Origin of the sequence: Escherichia sp. E3659, from assembly GCF_005781135.1 — a bacterium.
GTDB lineage: Bacteria > Pseudomonadota > Gammaproteobacteria > Enterobacterales > Enterobacteriaceae > Escherichia.
On sequence record NZ_VATQ01000008.1, the window covers coordinates 263,465 to 284,761 of the forward strand.

The 21,297-nt window shown below is 47.6% G+C and carries 15 protein-coding genes and 1 riboswitch; of the genes, 10 read left to right on the plus strand and 5 right to left on the minus strand.

Annotated elements, in window-relative coordinates; translation table 11 throughout:
* Nucleotides 1-2 precede the first annotated feature (2 nt).
* The 3 genes from FEK47_RS09375 to metG form a co-directional block, all read right to left on the minus strand.
* Entirely contained in the window at nt 3-3,797 is a 3,795-nt protein-coding gene (locus tag FEK47_RS09375) for a WGR and DUF4132 domain-containing protein (RefSeq protein ID WP_135487552.1), read from the minus strand.
* A gap of 12 nt (nt 3,798-3,809) precedes the next feature.
* Complete coding sequence (locus FEK47_RS09380; protein ID WP_135487553.1) at nt 3,810-7,616, minus strand: WGR and DUF4132 domain-containing protein; 3,807 nt, start codon at nt 7,614-7,616, stop codon at nt 3,810-3,812.
* Between the two features lie 140 nt (nt 7,617-7,756).
* Nucleotides 7,757-9,790 carry a methionine--tRNA ligase gene (gene metG / locus FEK47_RS09385; protein ID WP_135410158.1) on the minus strand — a complete coding sequence of 678 codons (2,034 nt, stop codon included), beginning with the start codon at nt 9,788-9,790 and terminating at the stop codon, nt 7,757-7,759.
* Between the two features lie 167 nt (nt 9,791-9,957).
* Between metG and apbC the strand changes: the two genes are divergently transcribed.
* From apbC to FEK47_RS09415, 6 genes are all read left to right on the plus strand, one after another.
* A complete protein-coding gene (gene apbC / locus FEK47_RS09390) occupies nt 9,958-11,067 on the plus strand; it encodes an iron-sulfur cluster carrier protein ApbC (RefSeq protein WP_135487554.1) in 1,110 nt (369 codons plus the stop codon).
* 259 nt (nt 11,068-11,326) lie between these two features.
* Nucleotides 11,327-11,608 (plus strand): DUF2574 family protein, encoded by a 282-nt coding sequence (locus FEK47_RS09395; protein ID WP_135487555.1) that lies wholly within the window; start codon nt 11,327-11,329, stop codon nt 11,606-11,608.
* Nucleotides 11,609-11,899: 291 nt separating this feature from the next.
* Nucleotides 11,900-12,442, plus strand: coding sequence for a fimbrial protein (locus FEK47_RS09400; protein ID WP_135487556.1), 543 nt, complete (start codon nt 11,900-11,902; stop codon nt 12,440-12,442).
* A gap of 87 nt (nt 12,443-12,529) precedes the next feature.
* On the plus strand, nt 12,530-13,204 hold the full coding sequence (locus FEK47_RS09405) for a fimbria/pilus periplasmic chaperone (protein WP_135487579.1): 675 nt from the start codon (nt 12,530-12,532) through the stop codon (nt 13,202-13,204).
* Between the two features lie 15 nt (nt 13,205-13,219).
* Nucleotides 13,220-15,700 carry a fimbrial biogenesis outer membrane usher protein gene (locus FEK47_RS09410; RefSeq protein ID WP_135487557.1) on the plus strand — a complete coding sequence of 827 codons (2,481 nt, stop codon included), beginning with the start codon at nt 13,220-13,222 and terminating at the stop codon, nt 15,698-15,700.
* 13 nt (nt 15,701-15,713) lie between these two features.
* Entirely contained in the window at nt 15,714-16,748 is a 1,035-nt protein-coding gene (locus tag FEK47_RS09415; protein ID WP_138183174.1) for a putative fimbrial-like adhesin protein, read from the plus strand.
* 81 nt (nt 16,749-16,829) lie between these two features.
* Here the strand turns inward: FEK47_RS09415 and rcnB are convergent, their stop codons facing one another.
* Nucleotides 16,830-17,168: a Ni(II)/Co(II) efflux transporter accessory subunit RcnB gene (gene rcnB / locus FEK47_RS09420; protein WP_000153060.1), complete on the minus strand. Its 339-nt coding sequence runs from the start codon at nt 17,166-17,168 to the stop codon at nt 16,830-16,832.
* A gap of 217 nt (nt 17,169-17,385) precedes the next feature.
* A complete protein-coding gene (locus FEK47_RS09425; RefSeq protein WP_135487558.1) occupies nt 17,386-18,207 on the minus strand; it encodes a nickel/cobalt efflux protein RcnA in 822 nt (273 codons plus the stop codon).
* 120 nt (nt 18,208-18,327) lie between these two features.
* Between FEK47_RS09425 and rcnR the strand changes: the two genes are divergently transcribed.
* The 4 genes from rcnR to FEK47_RS09445 all read left to right on the plus strand — a co-directional run bounded on the left by rcnR (nt 18,328) and on the right by FEK47_RS09445 (nt 21,292).
* A complete protein-coding gene (rcnR, locus tag FEK47_RS09430; RefSeq protein ID WP_000019944.1) occupies nt 18,328-18,600 on the plus strand; it encodes a Ni(II)/Co(II)-binding transcriptional repressor RcnR in 273 nt (90 codons plus the stop codon).
* A 91-nt stretch (nt 18,601-18,691) separates the two neighbouring features.
* Nucleotides 18,692-18,788: riboswitch (TPP riboswitch) on the plus strand.
* 34 nt (nt 18,789-18,822) lie between these two features.
* Nucleotides 18,823-19,611: a hydroxyethylthiazole kinase gene (gene thiM, locus FEK47_RS09435; protein WP_135487559.1), complete on the plus strand. Its 789-nt coding sequence runs from the start codon at nt 18,823-18,825 to the stop codon at nt 19,609-19,611.
* Entirely contained in the window at nt 19,608-20,408 is an 801-nt protein-coding gene (gene thiD, locus FEK47_RS09440) for a bifunctional hydroxymethylpyrimidine kinase/phosphomethylpyrimidine kinase (RefSeq protein ID WP_130217196.1), read from the plus strand. The genes thiM and thiD overlap by 4 nt, the downstream gene beginning before the upstream one ends.
* Nucleotides 20,409-20,473: 65 nt before the next feature.
* Entirely contained in the window at nt 20,474-21,292 is an 819-nt protein-coding gene (locus tag FEK47_RS09445) for a glycoside hydrolase family 25 protein (protein ID WP_135487560.1), read from the plus strand.
* Nucleotides 21,293-21,297 lie beyond the last annotated feature (5 nt).

The window sequence follows — 21,297 nt, forward strand, 5'->3', positions numbered from 1 at the left end:
CCTCATTCAAACAGAGCTTCAATATCGTTAATCAACTCGCTGGCGGTGATGTCATCGAGCACGAAGAACTGTGCTTCCTGTGTTGAATTACTTCCCCAGCCATAGCTTTCTGCTTTGCCTTCCCATAGCCACAGCTTGCTTAAGAGTTGCTCGGCGCTAAGTTCGGCTGGCGACATGCCTACCGCAAAACCTTCATCGATTTCCATGATTAACGACCAGCGGCCCAGAGGTTTGATCATCCAGCCGATCCAGCCACCATCCTGCGGTTCACCACGCACCCAACCTTTATTCGCCAGTCCCATGACCCGACCGCTCGGGCATTTTCTGCCTGCCCAGCGGGTCAATTCGCTGGCATTGCGCTCGGTTTCTGTCAGGGCGTAACTGTTACGGTCGAGCTGGCGGAACGGCGGTAACAGTTCATAGTCGGCAAAAAGCTGCCCAAAGGCGGCGGCATCCGTCGGTGATATCTCCAGAACGTGAGGAATACCAATAGAGATATCGCCTTCCGGTAAGGTGAAGAGGTCATCGTCAGCGGTGCTGTAGCTGTTATCTTCCGCCACGCGGAAGCACGCCAGTAGCTGGTTTTCGGTGCTATAAACGCCCCAAATCAGACGGCGGGTTAAGTGGCGTACCAGTGGATGTTCAACCAGGAAGAGTTGAAAGTTTTCAGCCGACCAGCGGCGGCGCAGGCACATGGCGGATTCCAGCCTTGCCACCTGCTGGGCAGCAACGGTACGCGCATCTTTTTTCAGCAGTTTGTAGCGGTTAACAGCGTCGTCTGCCAGTGTTTCATCATCGCTTTTATTGGGTTTAGGTAAGTCTTTCAGGCGGCTGCCGGAAACATCACGCACAAACGGTTTTAAGGTTTCATCAAAGCTGACGGTGAACTGGCGTGGGCCAAAATCCAGCAGCAGCGAACCGTTATCATCCAGACCGAGATCAGGCGCTAAGCGATCTTCAAGCTCTGCGACCGTGAGTTCGCGGCTCTCGGCAATATCGGCAATTTTCTCTTTTGCCCGCTCCTGTAATGCTTTGAATTTCAGTTTCTGGGCGATGCCGTTAAGCTGCATCAGGGCGATATCGCTGCCGATAGCAGCGAGGATATCCAGCCCGACGGTGGCGCGTTTATGCTGGGATTCACCAGGCCAGGCGCGGATTAATGGCGTCAGTTTGCGGGCGGTGTCATCGTTGCCGAGAACACCTAACGCACTGAACGCCCAGCTCTCTTTCGACGGAGCTCCCGCAGTCAGCCAGGCGGTAAACAGATCCCAGGCAAATTCAGCCAGAGAGTCAGCGGTACAGGCGTCTTTCACCTGCAATAATCCCGGATACAGCGCCTCTTCCTGAGGGAAGCGGAGCATTTCACCGAGGTGGAGGAGGGCGCTATCTGGCAGTGATTGGGCGTTTGCTTTTAATACCGGGCGCGTCCAGAGCGATGGCTGATAAAAGGCCGGAAGAGTGGGGATTTTTGTCGGGTGATTATCTAAGGCATCGAGCGCAAGCAGAGCGTTCACCGCATCGGTTACTTCCGGCTGGTTATAACGCCGAGCGATTTCTTGCAGTAATGGCTGATGACCGTTTTCGATAAGCATACGCAAGGCAGCGCGGGCGTTATCCTGTGCTTCACCGGCTTTGCCGAAAGCTGCTGGCAGCAGGCCGGTCATGGCGTGTTCCGGGTATTTCAGCAGCCAGCTACGGGCGTCTTGTCGTAGGGTTTTGAGTTTGTTGAAGGCGCGGGCGACGGCAGGTGCCAGCTCACTCGCTGCGAAGTAATTCGTGATGGGCAAGGCTTCCTGTGGATAGCGTGCAAGTGAGTTTACTAACCCAGGTAACCCTTTGAGTCCAAAATGTAACATGGCGTATTCGGTATCGGTATGTGGAGATAGGGTAAGGGCATTCCATGCTTTTACTGCTTTCTCCAGCGGCAATGTTGTCAAAATCCCCAAATGCCAATAATGCCCGGTAGGTGAATGAAACACCTTAAATTCACTTATTAAGGTTGAATAATCTTCATTTAGCCATGCCTCAACTACCGCTTCGGGAGCTTTAATATATGTACCAGCGATCCGTCGTTGAAAACCCATTCTTGCCAACAGGTTGGCAGTACTTTCTTCATGGCTAACCGTGATGTGTTTTGAATACCAGATATATTTCGCCAAAAGTTGATTACTGATTTCTTCTGTCAGATAACAGATTGGCTCAATGCCTAATGGCGCTAACTCCAGCACCGGAATCGTCGCTTTTTTCTTTTTCGAAAGCCATGGTGGGGAGACTACTATGGCTGGCAGTAGATCGGCGCTGGCATGGTTTGAGGGCTGTGTCAGTTGTTGCAGGCATGATTTCAGCACTGCAACTGCGGGTGTCGAAAGCCAGGGAATGACCTGATCTGCCCGTGTCGGTTGCGAGATAAGCATCGTCATCAGCATAATGCGCCAACTATTCTCTTCTTTTTGCGCAAGAAGTTCCGCCAGTGCTGCCAGTGCTGCGTGTGGGAACGCAGCGCAGGCTTTCGTCATTCGATCGTGACAGCGTTTAGTATGCCCGGCTACACGTATAAGCAGTGTTAATGCGAACGGATGATTAATATGACGCAACACATCGGCGCAGTAGTCACTTGCGGCATAGGGAGCAAATCGGGGCAGGGCTGCAACACCTTGCTCCTGTAATACGGTGGCTGACCATATCGCACCACAATAGTAATCATCAAAAATGGCATATGGCTCGTGATATTTTTCTAATGAGGCAAGAATGTGCTCATCAGTCGCCACTATTTTTAGCCACTCAAGCGAGGGTGATTTTTTTTGCCCCAGTAGACGCTGGGCAATTTCATGTGCAATTTCTGGTTTTTCGGGTAATAACAAAGCAATTAATGGTTGCCGCCATTCTGGAATATGTGGAATTGCGGCAATAAGTTTTTGTGCACATTTTTGCCAGAGAAACTCTTCCGCCAGTGATAAATGTTTACGTAGGCGTAATTCAAATCTGGAATATTGCTCCAAGTAGTTAGGTGCAATGCCAGACGGCAGAATAATAATGACATTATTCGCATAATCCCATTCAATATCAATCTGTTGAAGGTGTATTATTACATCAGTAGCATATTCCAGACCGCCTTCCTGGACGATCTGATCCATAACATCCTCACGCACTTTATATCTTGTGCATTTCATTTCAAGTGCCGTGAGTACAGCCATTACTGGTGATGGTAACAGTGTTGTTTTCAGGCCGTCGATCTGACTGATCGCCTGGGCGACGGTGTTTTGCCATTCTAAAGAACAGGCGCTGAAGTCAAATGTGGCTGTTTTATTATCCCGTTGCGACACACTACAGGCTAAGCGACGTAATTGGGTCAATTTGTCTGCTTGCTGAACAGGAACTCCGGGAAAGCGGCGATGACTTAACGTGGTGTGTACAACTTCGGGCGGAAAAACGACAGCAATATCTTTCGCCAGCCACGGTAAAACAGCATCTGTATTTTTGTCAGCCGCACGGGTTTCTGCTACGAAAGAGGGTTGTTCCTGAATAATGGTGGATAAGTCCGCTACCTTGAGAGAGTCCGTTACCGTTTGGGAAGGTTGCAAAGAATTATCCTTCGCTTGCTCCACATACCCCTTCTTCACCTTCTCCGCAATCAGCTTCAGTTCCGCTTTTTCCGCCGCCGCAGCATCTGCAAAGCTTTTTACCTGGCTTTGCCCGTTAGTGCCGACTTTACCCCAGTTGATATGCAGCTCGTTGTCTTGCTGCTCCACCGCCCAGAATTTATGTGATTTTTCGTCCTGATAAATATAGGTTTTCATTGCTAAATCCTTTTAATCAAACAGTGATTCAATATCGTTAATCAGCTCGCTAGCGGTGATGTCGTCGAGCACGGAGAAAGTGGGGGAGGATTGTTTACCGTAGCGATCATAAGAGGCAGTGATTTTTACGCGTTCGACAGGCAGCAGGTCGCTATACCCCGTTTCGCCATAAATTAATGAAAAATGTTCTGTTTCAAGTTCGAGAGCGCCATAAGGGGTAGATTTGCGCATCGCATAGATGCTGCCGCTTTCTTCCAGACGTTGCCAGCCTCTGCGTTCCAGCCCGACAATGCGTCCGGCCTGGCAGAGACGTCCGTCCCAGCGTGACAATTCATGGACATTACGCTCGTTATCAGCAAGGTGGTAACTACCACGTTCGAGCTGTTGGAAAGGGGGAAGCAGTTCGTAATCAACGTAAATTTGCCTGAATGCAGCGGCGGATTCAGGGGGGATTTCCAGCACATGCGGAATACCGATGTTTCCTGCTGGCAGCGTGAATAGCTCATCCTGCGCATCGCTGTAAGTGCTGTCTTCTGCCACGCGAAAACAGGTGATAAGGGTGTTTTCATCGTTATAAACCCCCCATAACAGCCGTCGGGTTAAGTGACGTACCAGCGGATGCTCCACCAGGAACAGGCGGAACTGTTCTGCCGTCCAGCGTCTGCGCTGGCACATAGCCTGCTCCAGACGATCAATCTGCTGGCTGGCAATGGCGCGCACATCTTTCTTCAATTGTTTAAAGAGGTTAACGGCGTCAGTTGCCAGTGTTTTATCATCGCTCTGGTTTGGTTTGGGTAAATCTTTCAGGACCTTGCCGTTTGCATCGCGCACTACAGGTTTTAAGGTTTCGTCAAAACCAACGGTGAATTGACGTGGGCCGAAAGCAAGTGTCAGCGAGCCACTGCTATCAAGTCCTAAATCCGGCGCCAGGCGGTCTTCCAGTTCAGCCATAGTCAGCCCACGGTTTTCAGCAACTATGTTGATTTTCTCGCGGGCATGTTCCTGTAATACTTTGAATTTAATTTTTCGCGCGATGCCATTAAGCAGCATTAGCGCAACATCGCTGCCAATATCAGCTAATACATCCAGCCCGGACACCGCCCGTTTATGCTGGGATTCCCCAGGCCAGGCACGGATAAGCGGGGTTAATTTACGCGCGGTGTCGTCATTGCCTAAAATCCCAAGCGAAGTAAATGCCCAGTTTTCTTTTGCGGGTGCGCCAGCTTCTGTCCAGGCGGTATACAGATCCCAGCCAAAGTCAGCCAGTGATTCGTGGGTGAAGGTTTCTCTAATGATATCCAGCCCAGCGTAGGCGGTAATGTCGCGAGGAAAGCTCAGCATAGTGCCCAGGTGGTGCATAGCGTCATCTGGTAGAGGCAGGTTGTTACTTTTAAGCCGTGGTCTGCGCCATAAGGTGAACTGATAAAAGCCGGGCAGTGGGGCGATTTTAGCGGGATATTCTTCCAGTGGGTCGCTATCGAACAGTGTTGTCAGCGCAGCTAAAATATCAGGTTGGTTATACCCCTGGGCGATTTCCTCAATCTTTTCTCGCTGGTTTAATTTCACTAGCAGGAGGAGTGCCTGGCGGGCACAATCACGATCTTTTCCTTTTTTGCCCAGGGCCACAGGAAGTAGCCCGGCGGCGGCATGGCGCGGATAATCAGTTAGCCAGTTTCGCGCATCTTCATAAGACATTTTTTTCTGTAATTGTTGCGCCATTGGCAATGCCAGTTCACTGACACCGAGGAAAAAGGGGAAGAAGCACAGACGTCGTGGATCTCGTTGCAGGCAGGTCATAAATGCAGGTATGGCGGCGCTACCAAAAATTGCCAGAATATTTCCCTCACCAGAGTAGTTATCTTCTTTGACTATCTGGTTAAGAAAAGAAATGGCCTGTTGACCAGGCAGGTAACAGAGGGCAATGAGATTCCAGCTTTTGTATGCATTGTTATGGTATTGCACAAATTCAGCATTCAATGCTGGAAAATCGAAGCGTAGCAGGGCATCAACGGCACTTTGTGGCGCCGGAATTTTTTCGTATATTTTTTCTCCGCTCTCCCGCCATTTTTCAAAACCAAGATGCCACAGTATTTGTTGCTCCGGTGTAAGCGGTATTAAGTGTTTCTCCCAGCTTGCTTTTTTCATCGGCGCCAGGTCGGTAAACAATGTTTGTTTTGTCGCCTGCTGTTGGGCTATTTGCTGGAAGCGGGTGACAAGGTAAGTACGGGTCAGTTTTTTGGCAATCTCTGGAGTGATATCCGAAACAGAAGGAACTGGGAGCACAGGAAGATCAAACACCGGCGTATTTTTCTTTTTCTCTTTGGTCATCCAGGGAGGCGAAATAAACAGCTCTGGCAACATATCCGCAGTGGCATATTCACATTCTTCAGCGACTGACTGCGGACGACATTCAGATAAGATGCCAGCGGCTTTGGCATTAACCCAGGGAATGACGTCGCATACTAACTCTGGCGTGGCGGTAATCAGTTTGACAAGCGCTTTACGCCACTCTTTGTCTTCATGTATTGCCAGCAAAGTTGCATAAGCGGCAATAGCCGCAGCGGGATGTTTTTGACAGGCTTTGCTTAAGTATTCCAGGTGCTTTTTCTTGCCAATCACACCGAGGATCAGAATTTGAATCGCATCCGGGTGATTCGTTTTCCATAGCCATTTGACAAGATTTTCAGTCTCGCTGTTGCGCTCGAAAAGATAAGTGGGATTGTCAGAATGCTCTTCCGTAAACTCAAGAAGGATCTGGCTTACACCCCGAATTCCATTATTCGCCAGCAACATTGCCAGATAAGCGCGAAAATTACGAAAATCACGATACAACGGTGGGAAGTCGTATTTTTCCACTGTACTCAGAGCAGTATCATCGGTTACCACCAGTCTTAACCAGGTCATCGCCGGAACGTTTTGGTCTGCATAGCGTAGAGCCATAGCATTGGCAATATCCGGGCGTTCAGGGAGCAGTAACGCCGCAAAAGGTTGCCGTGCTGGAGATAGCGTCGGAATGGCGGCGAGTACTTTATCTACACAGCGTTGCCACTCATCTTCTGAAGCGAGTGAAAGATGATGACATAGACGTTGATGCCAACTAGGTAGCGATTCTGCTTCGTGATTAGGTGGAATGATGGTGGTTACTGCGCCTTTTACTGGTTTATATCTAAGTTGAATAGCGAGAAGGGCAATTTCAACGGCGCTTTCCAGACCACAGCGAATGACTAAGTCATCGACCAGTTCATCTGCAGAGTAAGAGTTCCAAAAACTCCAGAGCAATGCTGCATCAGATTGCGCACTCCCTGTCTGTTGATTACCCTGAACTCGCATTTGTAACTCAGCAAAAGCATGCTGCCAGTTTTCTGGATAAGAACGGTAATTGTTGTCGGGATCATATGCCCTGGTGTTATCTGCAATACGCTTCCATATCTCACCGTCTTTGCGCAGATAATTGATCTCTCTGGGGCGAGAGCGATGAGGGAAAGCAAATCGATTAATATCGTCAGTTACCGGAATGACTGCATCATCAGCCAGCCATGGGCGTTTGTTTTTACTCTCAAGGGAAGTTTCAACTTCAGGAGTGGCTTTGGTGATGGGGATATGCACGTTTGCTGAAGCATTTTCCACATAGCCTTTTTTCGTTTTCTCCGCGATAAGCTTCAGTTTCGCTTTTTCCGCTGCTGCAACATCAGCAAAACTTTTTACCTGGCTTTGCCCTTGGGTACCAACTTTTCCCCAACTGATATGCAACTCGTTTCCCTGTTGCTCCACCGCCCAGAATTTATGTGATTTTTCGTCCTGATAGATAAAACTCTTCATCCGCGTTCCCTGTATTTATATCCAGTTATAAGCGGATGCTAGCAGTTAATGAAAAAAATTAAGAGCGTTGAACAAACAAGAAAACAACTTTAGGAATTTATAAAGAAAAGGCGCTGTCGATGCAGCGCCTTGAAGGGGGATTATTTCACCTGATGGCCTGGTTTAGCGCCAGCATCCGGGCTTAACAGGAAGATATCTTTCCCGCCAGGACCAGCAGCCATTACCATGCCTTCGGAGATACCAAAGCGCATTTTACGCGGTGCCAGGTTGGCCACCATAATGGTGTGACGCCCGATCAGTGCCTGCGGATCCGGGTAAGCAGAACGAATGCCGGAGAAGACATTACGTTTTTCGCCGCCGAGATCCAGCGTCAGGCGTAGCAGTTTGTCAGAACCTTCAACAAACTCTGCGTTTTCAATCAGCGCCACGCGCAGGTCAACTTTGGCGAAGTCGTCAAAGGTGATGGTTTCCTGAATCGGATCATCTGCCAGCGGGCCAGTAACTGGTGCGGCAGTGGCTTTCACTTCTTCTTTAGAGGCTTCCACCAGAGCTTCAACCTGTTTCATATCGATGCGGTTATACAGCGCCTTGAACGGATTCACTTTGTGGCCCAGCAGCGGTTGCTGGATACCATCCCAGGTCAGTTCTGTATTGAGGAAGGCTTCTGCACGCTCGGTCAGTTTCGGCAGTACCGGCTTCAGGTAAGTCATCAGCACGCGGAACAGGTTGATGCCCATTGAGCAAATCGCCTGCAGGTCAGCATCGCGACCTTCCTGTTTTGCGACTACCCACGGAGCCTGCTCGTCGACATAGCGGTTAGCCAGGTCAGCCAGTGCCATGATTTCGCGCACTGCTTTACCAAATTCACGGCTTTCCCACGCTTCACCAATCACTTCAGCGGCATCGGTAAAGGTTTTGTACAGCTCAGGGTCAGCCAGCTCGCTTGCCAGCACACCGTCAAAACGCTTGTTGATAAAGCCCGCATTACGGGAGGCCAGGTTAACCACTTTATTAACGATATCGGCATTCACACGCTGGACGAAATCTTCCAGGTTGAGATCGATATCATCAATGCGCGAAGAGAGTTTCGCAGTGTAGTAGTAACGCAGGCTGTCGGCGTCAAAATGATTCAGCCAGGTGCTGGCTTTAATAAAGGTGCCGCGAGACTTGGACATTTTCGCGCCGTTCACCGTCACATAGCCGTGAACAAACAGGTTGGTCGGCTTGCGGAAGTTGCTACCTTCCAGCATGGCAGGCCAGAACAGGCTGTGGAAGTAAACAATATCTTTGCCGATGAAGTGGTACAGCTCAGCGGTGGAATCTTTCTTCCAGTATTCATCGAAGCTTACGCTATCGCCGCGCTTGTCGCACAGATTCTTGAATGAACCCATATAGCCAATCGGCGCGTCCAGCCAGACGTAGAAATATTTGCCCGGCGCGTTCGGAATTTCAAAACCGAAGTACGGCGCGTCGCGGGAGATATCCCACTGTTGCAGGCCGGATTCAAACCACTCCTGCATTTTATTTGCCACTTGCTCCTGCAACGCACCGCTGCGGGTCCATGCCTGCAACATTTCGCTGAAAGAAGGCAGATCAAAGAAGAAGTGTTCAGAATCACGCATTACCGGCGTAGCGCCAGAAACCACCGATTTCGGTTCGATCAATTCAGTCGGGCTATATGTTGCGCCGCAGACTTCACAGTTATCGCCGTATTGATCAGGTGCTTTACATTTCGGGCAGGTGCCTTTCACAAAACGGTCCGGCAGGAACATGCCTTTTTCCGGATCGTACAACTGAGAGATGGTGCGGTTTTTAATAAAACCGTTCTCTTTCAGGCGGCTGTATATAAGCTCTGACAGCTGACGGTTCTCTTCGCTGTGCGTAGAGTGGTAATTGTCGTAGCTAATGTTAAAGCCTGCGAAATCAGTCTGATGCTCCTGACTCATTTCGCCAATCATCTGCTCCGGTGTGATACCAAGCTGCTGGGCTTTCAGCATGATTGGCGTACCGTGGGCATCATCGGCGCAGATGAAGTTGACCTCGTGGCCGCGCATTCGCTGGTAACGGACCCAGACATCAGCCTGGATGTGCTCCAGCATATGGCCGAGGTGGATTGAGCCGTTGGCGTACGGCAGTGCGCACGTTACCAGAATTTTCTTCGCGACTTGAGTCATAGTAGGCATTACTTCTTTGTAGTGAAAAGGGCTTAGATAGTACCAAATGGGGCATGGTTACGTAAGTCCTGTGCAAGCATCTTATGATGCATTATTAGGTAAGTACTTAGCTGTTAACTTCAGGTAAACTAATAGCGATAAGTTATCTTTATAAATAAGGAGTCGGGATGAACGAACAATCCCAGGCCAAATCACCAGAAGCCCTGCGCGCAATGGTCGCCGGGACACTGGCCAATTTTCAGCACCCAACCCTCAAGCATAACCTCACTACGCTAAAAGCGTTGCACCATGTTGCCTGGATGGACGACACGTTGCATGTGGAACTGGTTATGCCGTTTGTCTGGCATAGTGCGTTCGAAGATTTAAAAGAGCAATGTAGCGCCGAATTGCTGCGTATCACTGGGGCGAAAGCTATCGACTGGAAACTGTCGCATAACATTGCCACTCTGAAACGCGTGAAGAATCAGCCGGGTATTAACGGCGTGAAGAACATCATTGCGGTCAGTTCCGGTAAAGGCGGCGTGGGTAAATCCTCCACGGCGGTAAACCTGGCGCTGGCACTGGCGGCGGAAGGGGCGAAAGTCGGCATTCTGGATGCCGATATCTACGGCCCGTCAATCCCCACCATGCTGGGGGCAGAAAATCAGCGTCCAACTTCGCCGGACGGTACCCATATGGCACCGATTATATCTCATGGCCTGGCAACCAATTCAATTGGTTATCTGGTCACTGACGACAATGCGATGGTGTGGCGTGGCCCGATGGCGAGCAAAGCGTTAATGCAGATGTTGCAAGAAACCTTATGGCCAGACCTCGACTATCTGGTGCTCGACATGCCGCCAGGAACTGGTGACATTCAGCTGACGCTGGCGCAGAACATTCCGGTGACCGGTGCAGTAGTGGTAACAACGCCGCAGGACATCGCGCTGATCGATGCGAAAAAAGGCATCGTGATGTTTGAAAAGGTCGAAGTTCCTGTGCTCGGTATTGTCGAGAACATGAGTGTGCATATTTGCAGTAACTGTGGTCACCATGAGCCGATTTTCGGCACTGGCGGCGCAGAGAAACTGGCAGAGAAATACCACACACAACTGCTGGGGCAGATGCCTTTACACATCTCCCTGCGTGAAGATCTTGATAAAGGCACGCCAACGGTTATCAGCCGTCCGGAGAGCGAATTTACCGCTATCTACCGCCAACTGGCAGACCGTGTTGCAGCCCAACTCTACTGGCAGGGTGAAGTCATCCCTGGCGAGATTGCCTTTCGCGCCGTATAACGCGTATTAACCTTTCTGGTTATTCTTCATTCACCGCATCAATGTTAAATTGATGCGGTGAATTTTTTTGCAGCTTTAATAACCCCTTTTTTAATGCTGCGAATATTCAGTGGATCTTAGTCCGAAACTGTACAAAGGCGATTGATTGTGCAAGCACTGTCTCTTTATCATCCCTCGTGGCTGTGTAGCGGATGTACAGCTATAGTTTGTTATGCACTCAATCTACCCGGCATAACCTTTACTACAGGGATAACGTTCAATGAATAAGTATTGGTTGTCAGGATTTTTTTTTCTTGCTTATGGACTAGCATCACCCGCGTTCTCTTCTGATACTGCAACATTAACCATCAATGGCAGGATTAGTTCCCCTACATGCAGTATGGATGTTGTTAATAATCATCTTCAGCAACGTTGTGGGCGGTTGGTACAACGAGTTGAAACCAACTATCGCGCTTCTTCTACTGCAAAAGGCGTTACGACAGAAGTGGTTGCTGTGGGTAATAATGACAAACGCAAAATCGTGTTAAATCGTTACGATTAATTTGGCAACACCGTTTTAAGCATATTCAGAAAGCCAAAATCATTCTCGTGAATGATTTTGGCTTTTTTATTTATTTAATAAATGTTATTTACGATAATTTACGGTAATTAATCAGTTTCAAAAATGTTTGTTATAGCGAATTATTTGTTGTGATTATATTGCATTAGTTAATTTGTTTTAAATCAACAAAACAATATGTTTACATTGCGGCAACCTTTTGGGTGTGAGAAATTTGTTTCCAAGAGATACAGACTCTTAACAAAACAAAATAAACCTATTAAGGAATGCATCATGAAAAATTCAATTATTGCTGCCGCTGTCTTATCTTCTGTATTTATGAGTGCTGGTATTTTCGCTGCTGAAGTAGATACCGGAACTTTAACCATTAAAGGTAATATTGCTGAATCTCCATGTACATTTGTCGCTGGTGGTGATTCAGTCAGTATTAATATGCCAACCGTACCAACCACTGTATTTGATGGTAAAGCAAAATATTCAACTTATGATAACGCGGTTGGTGTAACCAGCAGTATGCTCAAAATTACTTGTCCGAAGACTATTGATGGCGTAAAACTTTCATTGATCACCAACGAGAAAATTCTTGGTAATGATAAGGCGATATCCAGTAGTAATGACACAGTTGGATACTATCTCTATTTGGGTGATAGCAGTGAAGTACTGGATATTTCCGCACCGTTTAATATTGAAAGTTATAAAACTGCTGATGGGCAATATGCCATACCGTTTAAGGCAAAATATCTGAAGTTGACTGACAGTAGTGTTGCATCTGGTACTGTGAACTCTTCATTGGTTATGCGTGTTGCCCAGGATTAAACATTTAAAATAATTATCTTATTTTTTCAGCAACTTAAAATGGCCGCCATGTTCATGGCGGTCAGCATAAATATAAGAGGCATTAAGATGAAAGGATTATTATCTTTACTCATCTCTTCTATGATATTTCCTGCGCATGCCGGAATGGTTATTTTCGGGACACGTATCATTTACCCGGCAGAGCAGAAAGAAGTCATGGTACAACTGATGAATCAGGGAAACCGCTCTTCGCTGGTGCAGACGTGGATTGATGATGGTGACACGTCTCTGCCGCCAGAAAAGATTCAGGTTCCTTTCATGTTAACGCCACCAGTAGTGAAAGTAGCGGCCAATTCTGGGCAACAAATAAAAATTAAAATCATGCCTAATAAATTACCCGTTAATAAGGAGAGTATTTTCTATCTAAACGTTCTGGATATTCCACCGAATAGCCCAGAAGATGAAGGAAAGAATGCGTTAAAATTTGCTATGCAAAACAGAATCAAGTTGTTTTACCGACCTGCAGGTGTTGCCCCAGTAAATAAAACGACCTTTAAAAAATTGCGGGTGAGTCGTAGCGGTAATAACGTAGTCATAAAAAATGACTCGCCAAATTGGGTAACGATTTCTGACGTTAAGGCTAATAATGTCAAGGTGAATTATGAAACTATCATGATTGCACCACTAGAAAGTCAGAATGTCAGTATGAAAAATAATAATACGGATGGCTGGCAACTGACCATTATCGATGATCACGGCAACTATATTAGTGACAAAATTTAATTGCAGGAGCTTCCTATGTTGAGAATGACCCCGCTTGCATCAGCAATAGTCGCGTTATTGCTCGGCATTGAAGCACATGCAACAGAAGAAACCTTTGACACCCATTTTATGATGGGAGGAATGAAAGGTGAGCAAGTAACAAATTTGCGTCTTGATGATAATCAGCCTTTACCCGGCCAGTACGACATTGATATTTATGTCAATAAGCAATGGCGTGGAAAATATGAGATTATCGTAAAAGATAACCCAGATGAAACTTGCCTGACGCGTGAAATTGTAAAGCGGTTAGGTATAAATAGCGATAATTTGGCACGCGACAAACAATGTTTAACATTTGGGCAACTTGTACAGGGTGGAAGCTACGCCTGGGATATTGGAATTTTTCGTTTGGATCTTGCTGTCCCACAGGCCTGGGTCGAAGAACTGGAAAATGGTTACGTTCCGCCAGAAAACTGGGAACGGGGAATTAATGCGTTTTATACGTCTTATTATGTAAGTCAGTATTACAGTGACTATAAAGCCTCGGGTAATAATAAGAGTACCTATGTGCGTTTTAACAGTGGGCTAAATTTGCTGGGATGGCAGCTGCATTCTGATGCCAGTTTTAGCAAAACGGATAATAATCCAGGGGAGTGGAAAAGCAACACACTGTATCTGGAGCGTGGATTTTCTCAAATTCTCGGTACGCTGCGTATTGGTGATATGTACACGTCAGCCGATATATTTGATTCCGTTCGCTTCAGCGGGGTCCGGTTATTTCGTGATATGCAGATGTTGCCAAACTCGAAGCAAAATTTTACCCCACGGGTACAGGGGATTGCCCAGAGTAACGCGTTGGTAACTATTGAACAGAACGGTTTTGTCGTTTATCAGAAAGAGGTTCCACCTGGCCCATTTTCGATTAGTGATTTGCAGTTGGCGGGTGGAGGTGCGGATCTTGATGTGAGTGTTAAGGAAGCCGATGGATCAGTTACTACATATCTGGTGCCTTATGCGGCAGTACCTAATATGCTGCAGCCTGGCGTATCAAAATATGATTTTGCAGCAGGCCGTAGTCATATTGAAGGTGCGAGCAAGCAAAGTGATTTTGTCCAGGCAGGTTATCAGTATGGTTTTAATAACTTATTGACGCTGTATGGCGGCACGATGGTTGCTAATAATTACTACGCGTTTACCCTCGGAACAGGTTGGAACACGCGCATTGGCGCAATTTCAGTCGATGCAACTAAATCGCACAGTAAGCAAGACAATGGTGATGTGTTTGACGGGCAAAGTTATCAAATTGCTTATAACAAATTTTTGAGCCAAACATCGACACGTTTTGGTCTGGCGGCCTGGCGTTATTCGTCGCGTGATTACCGCACGTTTAACGATTATGTGTGGGCAAATAATAAAGATAATTATCGTCGTGATAAAAACGATGTCTATGACATTGCCGATTATTACCAGAATGATTTTGGTCGCAAAAATAGCTTTTCCGCCAATATGAGTCAGTCATTGCCAGAAGGCTGGGGATCTGTGTCATTAAGTACTTTATGGCGTGATTACTGGGGGCGCAGTGGCAGTAGTAAAGATTATCAACTGAGTTATTCCAATAACTGGCGGCGGATAAGCTATACCCTCGCGGCAAGCCAGGCGTATGACGAGGATCATCATGAAGAGAAACGTTTTAATATTTTTATATCAATTCCCTTTGATTGGGGTGATGACGTTACGACGCCTCGTCGGCAAATATATATGTCTAACTCAACGACGTTTGATGATCAGGGTTTTGCCTCAAATAATACGGGATTATCAGGAACAGTAGGGAGTCGGGATCAGTTCAATTATGGTGTCAACCTGAGTCATCAACATCAGGGAAATGAAACGACAGCTGGAGCGAATTTAACCTGGAACGCGCCGGTGGCAACAGTGAATGGCAGTTATAGTCAGTCGAGTACTTATCGACAGGCTGGAGCCAGTGTTTCAGGGGGCATCGTCGCCTGGTCGGGTGGCGTTAATCTGGCGAACCGTCTTTCCGAAACGTTTGCTGTGATGAATGCGCCAGGAATTAAAGATGCTTATGTCAATGGGCAAAAATATCGCACAACAAACCGTAATGGAGTGGTGGTATACGACGGAATGACACCTTATCGGGAAAATCACCTGATGCTGGATGTGTCGCAAAGCGATAGCGAAGTAGAATTGCGCGGTAACCGGAAAATTGCCGCACCTTATCGCGGCGCGGTTGTACTGGTTGATTTTGATACCGATCAGCGCAAGCCCTGGTTTATAAAAGCGTCAAGAGCGGATGGGCAACCATTAACGTTTGGTTATGAAGTCAATGATATCCATGGTCATAATATTGGCGTTGTCGGCCAGGGAAGCCAGTTATTTATTCGCACCAATGAAGTACCGCCAGCGGTTAATGTGGCAATTGATAAGCAACAAGGGCTTTCATGCACAATCACCTTCGATAAAGAGATTGATGAAAGTAGGAATTATATTTGCCAGTAATAGTCAGGTGGTTATGAATATTCGTATAATGTTATTTATAGTAATGATGATGGTTATGCCTGTGAGTTATGCTGCATGTTATGGCGTGTTGTCAGCACAGCATAATTTGGTTGTTCAGGGGGATTTTGCGCTAACTCAAAATCAAACAGCAACTCATACATATACTTTTAATGATACTTCTTGCGTCAGTACTAATACAATAGCGCAGATAGACCCCTCGGATATTGTGATTGGACTCTATAATGACACCATCAAACTTAAGTTGCATTTTGAATGGGAGAAAAAAGGTAGCATCACGCTTTCAAATAACCAAACTAGTTTTACGAGTGGATATAATGTCACTGTGACATCGGCAGCGAGCGATGCCATAGTGAATTTGTCTGGTGGGGGAAGTGGATCTCTCATGATTAACAGTGTCGCGACATTAAGCAGTGCTTCATCATCTACTCGTTTGGCTGCTTTTTTACAATTTGCAGGTTGTTTTCTAGGCGGCACCTCATGGGATACCTGTGTGCAAAACTATAAAAATGCATTATCAAAAAATGCAGGTGTCTATTCCTTTAATCTGGCATTGTCATATAACCCGATAACAACGACCTGCAAACCTGATGATTTATTAATTACTTTAGATAGTATTCCAATTTTACAATTACCAACCACAGGTAACAAAGCAACAATAAATAGCAAAAAAGGGGATATTATTCTGCGCTGTAAGAATTTATTAGGTCAGCAGAATCAAACATCACGGAGAATGCAGGTGTATTTATCAAGTTCTGATTTGTTAGCCGGCAGTAACACGATCCTGAAAGGTGCAGAAGATAATGGAGTCGGATTTATGCTTGAAAGCAATGGTTCGCCAGTCACATTTTTAAATATCACTGATAACAGCAAAGGGTACACAAATTTAAAAGAAATTGCGGCGAAGTCAAAAATTACAGATACAACGGTCTCAATTCCAGTAACTGCCAGTTACTATGTTTATGATAAAAATAAAGTAAAACCTGGCGCACTACAGGCAACCGCATTAATCAACGTGAAATACGACTAATAACAAGTAAGACGAGCAAGTGGCTAATAATAAAAAATAATAAGGTGTCTGCATTTCCCCCTCTCTCCGAGGGGGCTTTTTTTAGCGATGGTAAAAAATCTCACCGTCGTAGGCTTTAATGATTTTTCCGTCGGTATCATTGATCAGCACATATGCACCGCCCATATAGGTCCAGTGGGTTCCGGCGTCAGGTGCGGGCAGGTTACGCAACTGCCACTGCTTAATGTTGTACTCATCGGTACGGTACATTTCTGGTACGGTGTCACCTGGTTTGAAATGCTTGAAGTCAGCAATGAAACTGCTTAACTCATACTTCGAAATTCCCGAGGCATTGGTCGAACCCGCGGTGGCTGGTGCGGCCCATGCTGCGCTGGTTACCAGCAAAAGCGCACCCAGCAACATCTTATTTTTTATGGTCATATACTCTCCACTTTGGGGATCAGTAAAATCAGTCGCATATCTTTCCTGCCATACAATATAACCGACAAGCGATATTTTGTTAGTGATCCCATGATTTCGTAAAAAGTGTAAATGAAAGGATGCAGCAAAAGCATCCTCATTGAGCGAGAAGTGAGCGGAATAAGCTGATTTAAGAATCATCCTGGGCTAAAGGGATAACGAAGCCCAGGTGATTGTTTTATCTCATAATACCCATAAAGCCATGCACTCCCATATACAACCCGACTAAACCAATTAACAGACTGGAAAAATAGGGGGCGCGTTTAGCGAGAGTGTTAAATCCACTCCAGCGTTTTGCAACCTGCTGAACGCTGATTGCTGCGCCAACGCCTACGGTGACCAGCGTTAATGCCAGGCCTATGCTGAAACTGACGACCAGAGTTGCACCCAATGTGAGGGCTTTCAACTGAATACAAATCAACAACACTGTTATTGCCGCAGGGCAGGGGATAAGCCCGCCGGTTAAGCCAAACAGCAAAATTTGCCAGTTGGTGACCTCTCTACCATCAAAGCGTCGTTTAATGTCACTGGCATGGGCCAGCGCATGAGCATCCTGATACTCGTCGCTCTGGTCATGTTCGTGATGATGATCATGCTCGTGGTTGTGGTCGTGATGATGGCCATGATGGTGGTGCTCATGCATATTCTCCAGCCAGTTTTGTTCACCTCGCCAGGTGCGCCAGAACATCCAGAACGCGGTGCCAATAATGATCACCGCGGAAATCAACTGAAGCCACGGCTCCGCTGACTGTGCAGTAAAGCGTTTGCTGATCACCATCCCACCAAAAGCAATCAACCAGACTACTGCCGTATGCGAAATGGTTGCCGCCAGTCCAAGCATCACCGCCTGTTTAATGGTGCCTTTAATGGCGATGATAAACGCCGCCATCATCGTTTTTGAGTGTCCTGGCTCCAGACCATGTAGTGCACCAAGTAAGATGGCGCTGGGGATGAAAAACCAGGCGTTTCCTTGCTGAAGAAGAGTTGTAAATTCGGTCATGATAATAATTCTTAGTATTAAGTCGGCGGCCTGATTCTACTCCCCCCCAGTACCTGATACTACCCCCCAGTAGATTAATAGTGCTATGATTTTCCATGATCTTGTTAACCAGGTGTTGCCATGTCTCATACCATCCGTGATAAACAGAAACTGAAAGCGCGTGCCAGTAAGATTCAGGGACAGGTTGTTGCGCTCAAGAAAATGCTCGACGAGCCGCACGAATGTGCTGCTGTTCTACAACAGATTGCCGCTATCCGTGGTGCGGTAAACGGCTTGATGCGAGAAGTGATTAAAGGTCATTTGACGGAACACATTGTTCATCAGGGCGATGAATTAAAGCGTGAAGAAGATCTGGATGTCGTTCTGAAGGTGCTGGATTCTTATATCAAATAATTTATTAACGCGATTGTAAAACTGCGGTTTTTCCTCGTTTACAACGCGTGCGCTGGACATTACCATCCTCCTCTGCGATTTATCATCGCAACCAAACGACTCGGGGTGCCCTTCTGCGTGAAGGCTGAGAAATACCCGTATCACCTGATCTGGATAATGCCAGCGTAGGGAAGTCACAGACCATCAGGTCATTGCTTCTTCACGTTATGGCAGGAGCAAACTATGCAAGTCGACCTGCTGAGTTCCGCGCAATCTGCGCACGCGTTACACCTCTTTCACCAACACTCTCCCCTTGTGCACTGCATGACCAATGATGTGGTGCAAACCTTTACTGCCAATACCTTACTGGCGCTCGGTGCATCGCCAGCGATGGTTATCGAAGCCGAAGAGGCCAGTCAGTTTGCGGCCATCGCCAGTGCCTTGTTGATTAACGTTGGCACACTGACGCAGCCACGTGCGCAGGCGATGCGGGCTGCCGTTGAGCAGGCAACACGATCACAAACGCCCTGGACGCTTGATCCGGTTGCGGTTGGTGCGCTCGATTATCGCCGCCGTTTTTGTCTGGAACTCCTGTCTCTTAAACCAAACGCCATACGCGGTAATGCTTCGGAAATCATGGCATTAGCTGGCATTGCTAATGGTGGACGTGGTGTGGATACCACTGACGCCGCAGCTAACGCGATCCCCGCTGCACAAATACTGGCACGGGAAACTGGCGCAGTCGTCGTGGTCACTGGCGAGGTAGATTATGTTACCGATGGTCGTCGCACCGTTGGCATTCACGGTGGCGATCCGTTAATGACCAAAGTGGTGGGAACTGGCTGTGCATTATCGGCAGTCGTCGCCGCCAGTAGTGCATTACCGGGTGATACGCTGGAAAATATCGCATCTGCCTGTCACTGGATGAAACAAGCGGGAGAACGCGCAGTCGCCAGAAGCGAGGGGCCGGGTAGTTTTGTTCCACATTTCCTTGACGCGCTCTGGCAGCTGACGCAGGAGGTGCAGGCATGAAACGGATTAACGCTCTGACGATTGCCGGTACTGATCCGAGTGGTGGTGCGGGGATTCAGGCCGATCTTAAAACCTTCTCGGCACTTGGCGCTTATGGTTGCTCAGTTATTACTGCACTGGTGGCGCAAAACACCCGTGGCGTACAGTCGGTGTATCGCATTGAGCCTGATTTTGTCGCCGCCCAGCTCGATTCGGTGTTCAGCGATGTGCGAATCGACACCACTAAAATCGGTATGTTGGCGGAAACCGATATTGTTGAAGCGGTGGCAGAACGGTTGCAACGTTATCAGATCCAAAACGTGGTGCTGGATACCGTTATGCTGGCAAAAAGTGGCGATCCGCTGCTTTCACCTTCGGCGGTTGCCACGCTGCGTGGTCGATTATTGCCACAGGTTTCATTAATAACGCCAAACTTGCCCGAAGCTGCCGCCTTGCTCGACGCGCCACACGCGCGTAACGAACAGGAAATGCTGGAACAGGGACGTGAATTATTGGCGATGGGCTGTGGCGCAGTGCTGATGAAAGGTGGCCATCTGGATGATGAGCAAAGCCCGGACTGGCTGTTTACTCGTGAGGGAGAACAACGATTTACTGCACCGCGCATTATGACCAAAAACACCCACGGCACCGGTTGTACGCTCTCTGCGGCGCTGGCTGCACTACGCCCGCGCCATACAAACTGGGCTGACACCGTACAGGAGGCAAAAAGCTGGCTTTCTGCGGCGTTAACGCAGGCAGACACGCTGGAAGTTGGCCACGGGATTGGTCCGGTTCACCACTTTCACGCCTGGTGGTGAGCACCGTAGTATAGCTGCTTTGGCATTTTTCAGCTTTTTCGCGCTGAAATTCAGGGATGAAACCAATGCAGCTAAGAATCGGCAGTCGAAAAAAATTCACCGCTTTGATATGCGCTCTGGGGCTAATTTCCATCGTTGCGATTCATCCCCGTCAGACGGTGAATTTTTTCTATTCGACAGCAATTCAGATTAAAGACTACATCCACTTTTATGGTTATCGCCCGGTCAAATCTTTTGCTATTCGTATCCCTGCCAATTACACCATTCATGGTATTGATGTTTCACGCTGGCAGGAGCGGATCGACTGGCAGCGTGTAGCAAAAATGCGCGACAACGGTATCCGCTTACAGTTTGCTTTTATTAAGGCTACGGAAGGCGAAAAGCTGGTTGACCCGTATTTTTCGCGCAACTGGCAAAGAAGCCGTGAAAATGGCCTGCTGCGTGGGGCGTATCACTATTTTTCTCCGTCGGTAACCGCTTCAGTTCAGGCCAGATTATTTCTGCAAACGGTGGATTTTGCCCACGGCGATTTCCCTGCCGTGCTGGACGTAGAAGAGCGAGGAAAATTATCGGCAAAAGAATTACGCAAGCGGGTAAGTCAGTGGCTAAAAATGGTCGAAAAAAGCACGGGAAAAAAGCCGATTATTTACTCCGGAGCCGTGTTTTATCACACGAATCTGGCGGGGTATTTCAATGAGTATCCGTGGTGGGTGGCGCACTATTATCAACGTCGTCCGGACAATGACGGAATGGCCTGGCGCTTCTGGCAGCATTCCGACCGTGGACAGGTAGATGGCATTAATGGTCCGGTGGATTTTAATGTGTTTAATGGCAAGGCGGAGGAATTGCAGGCTTTCGTTGATGGCATTAAAGAAACGCCTTAAATAAC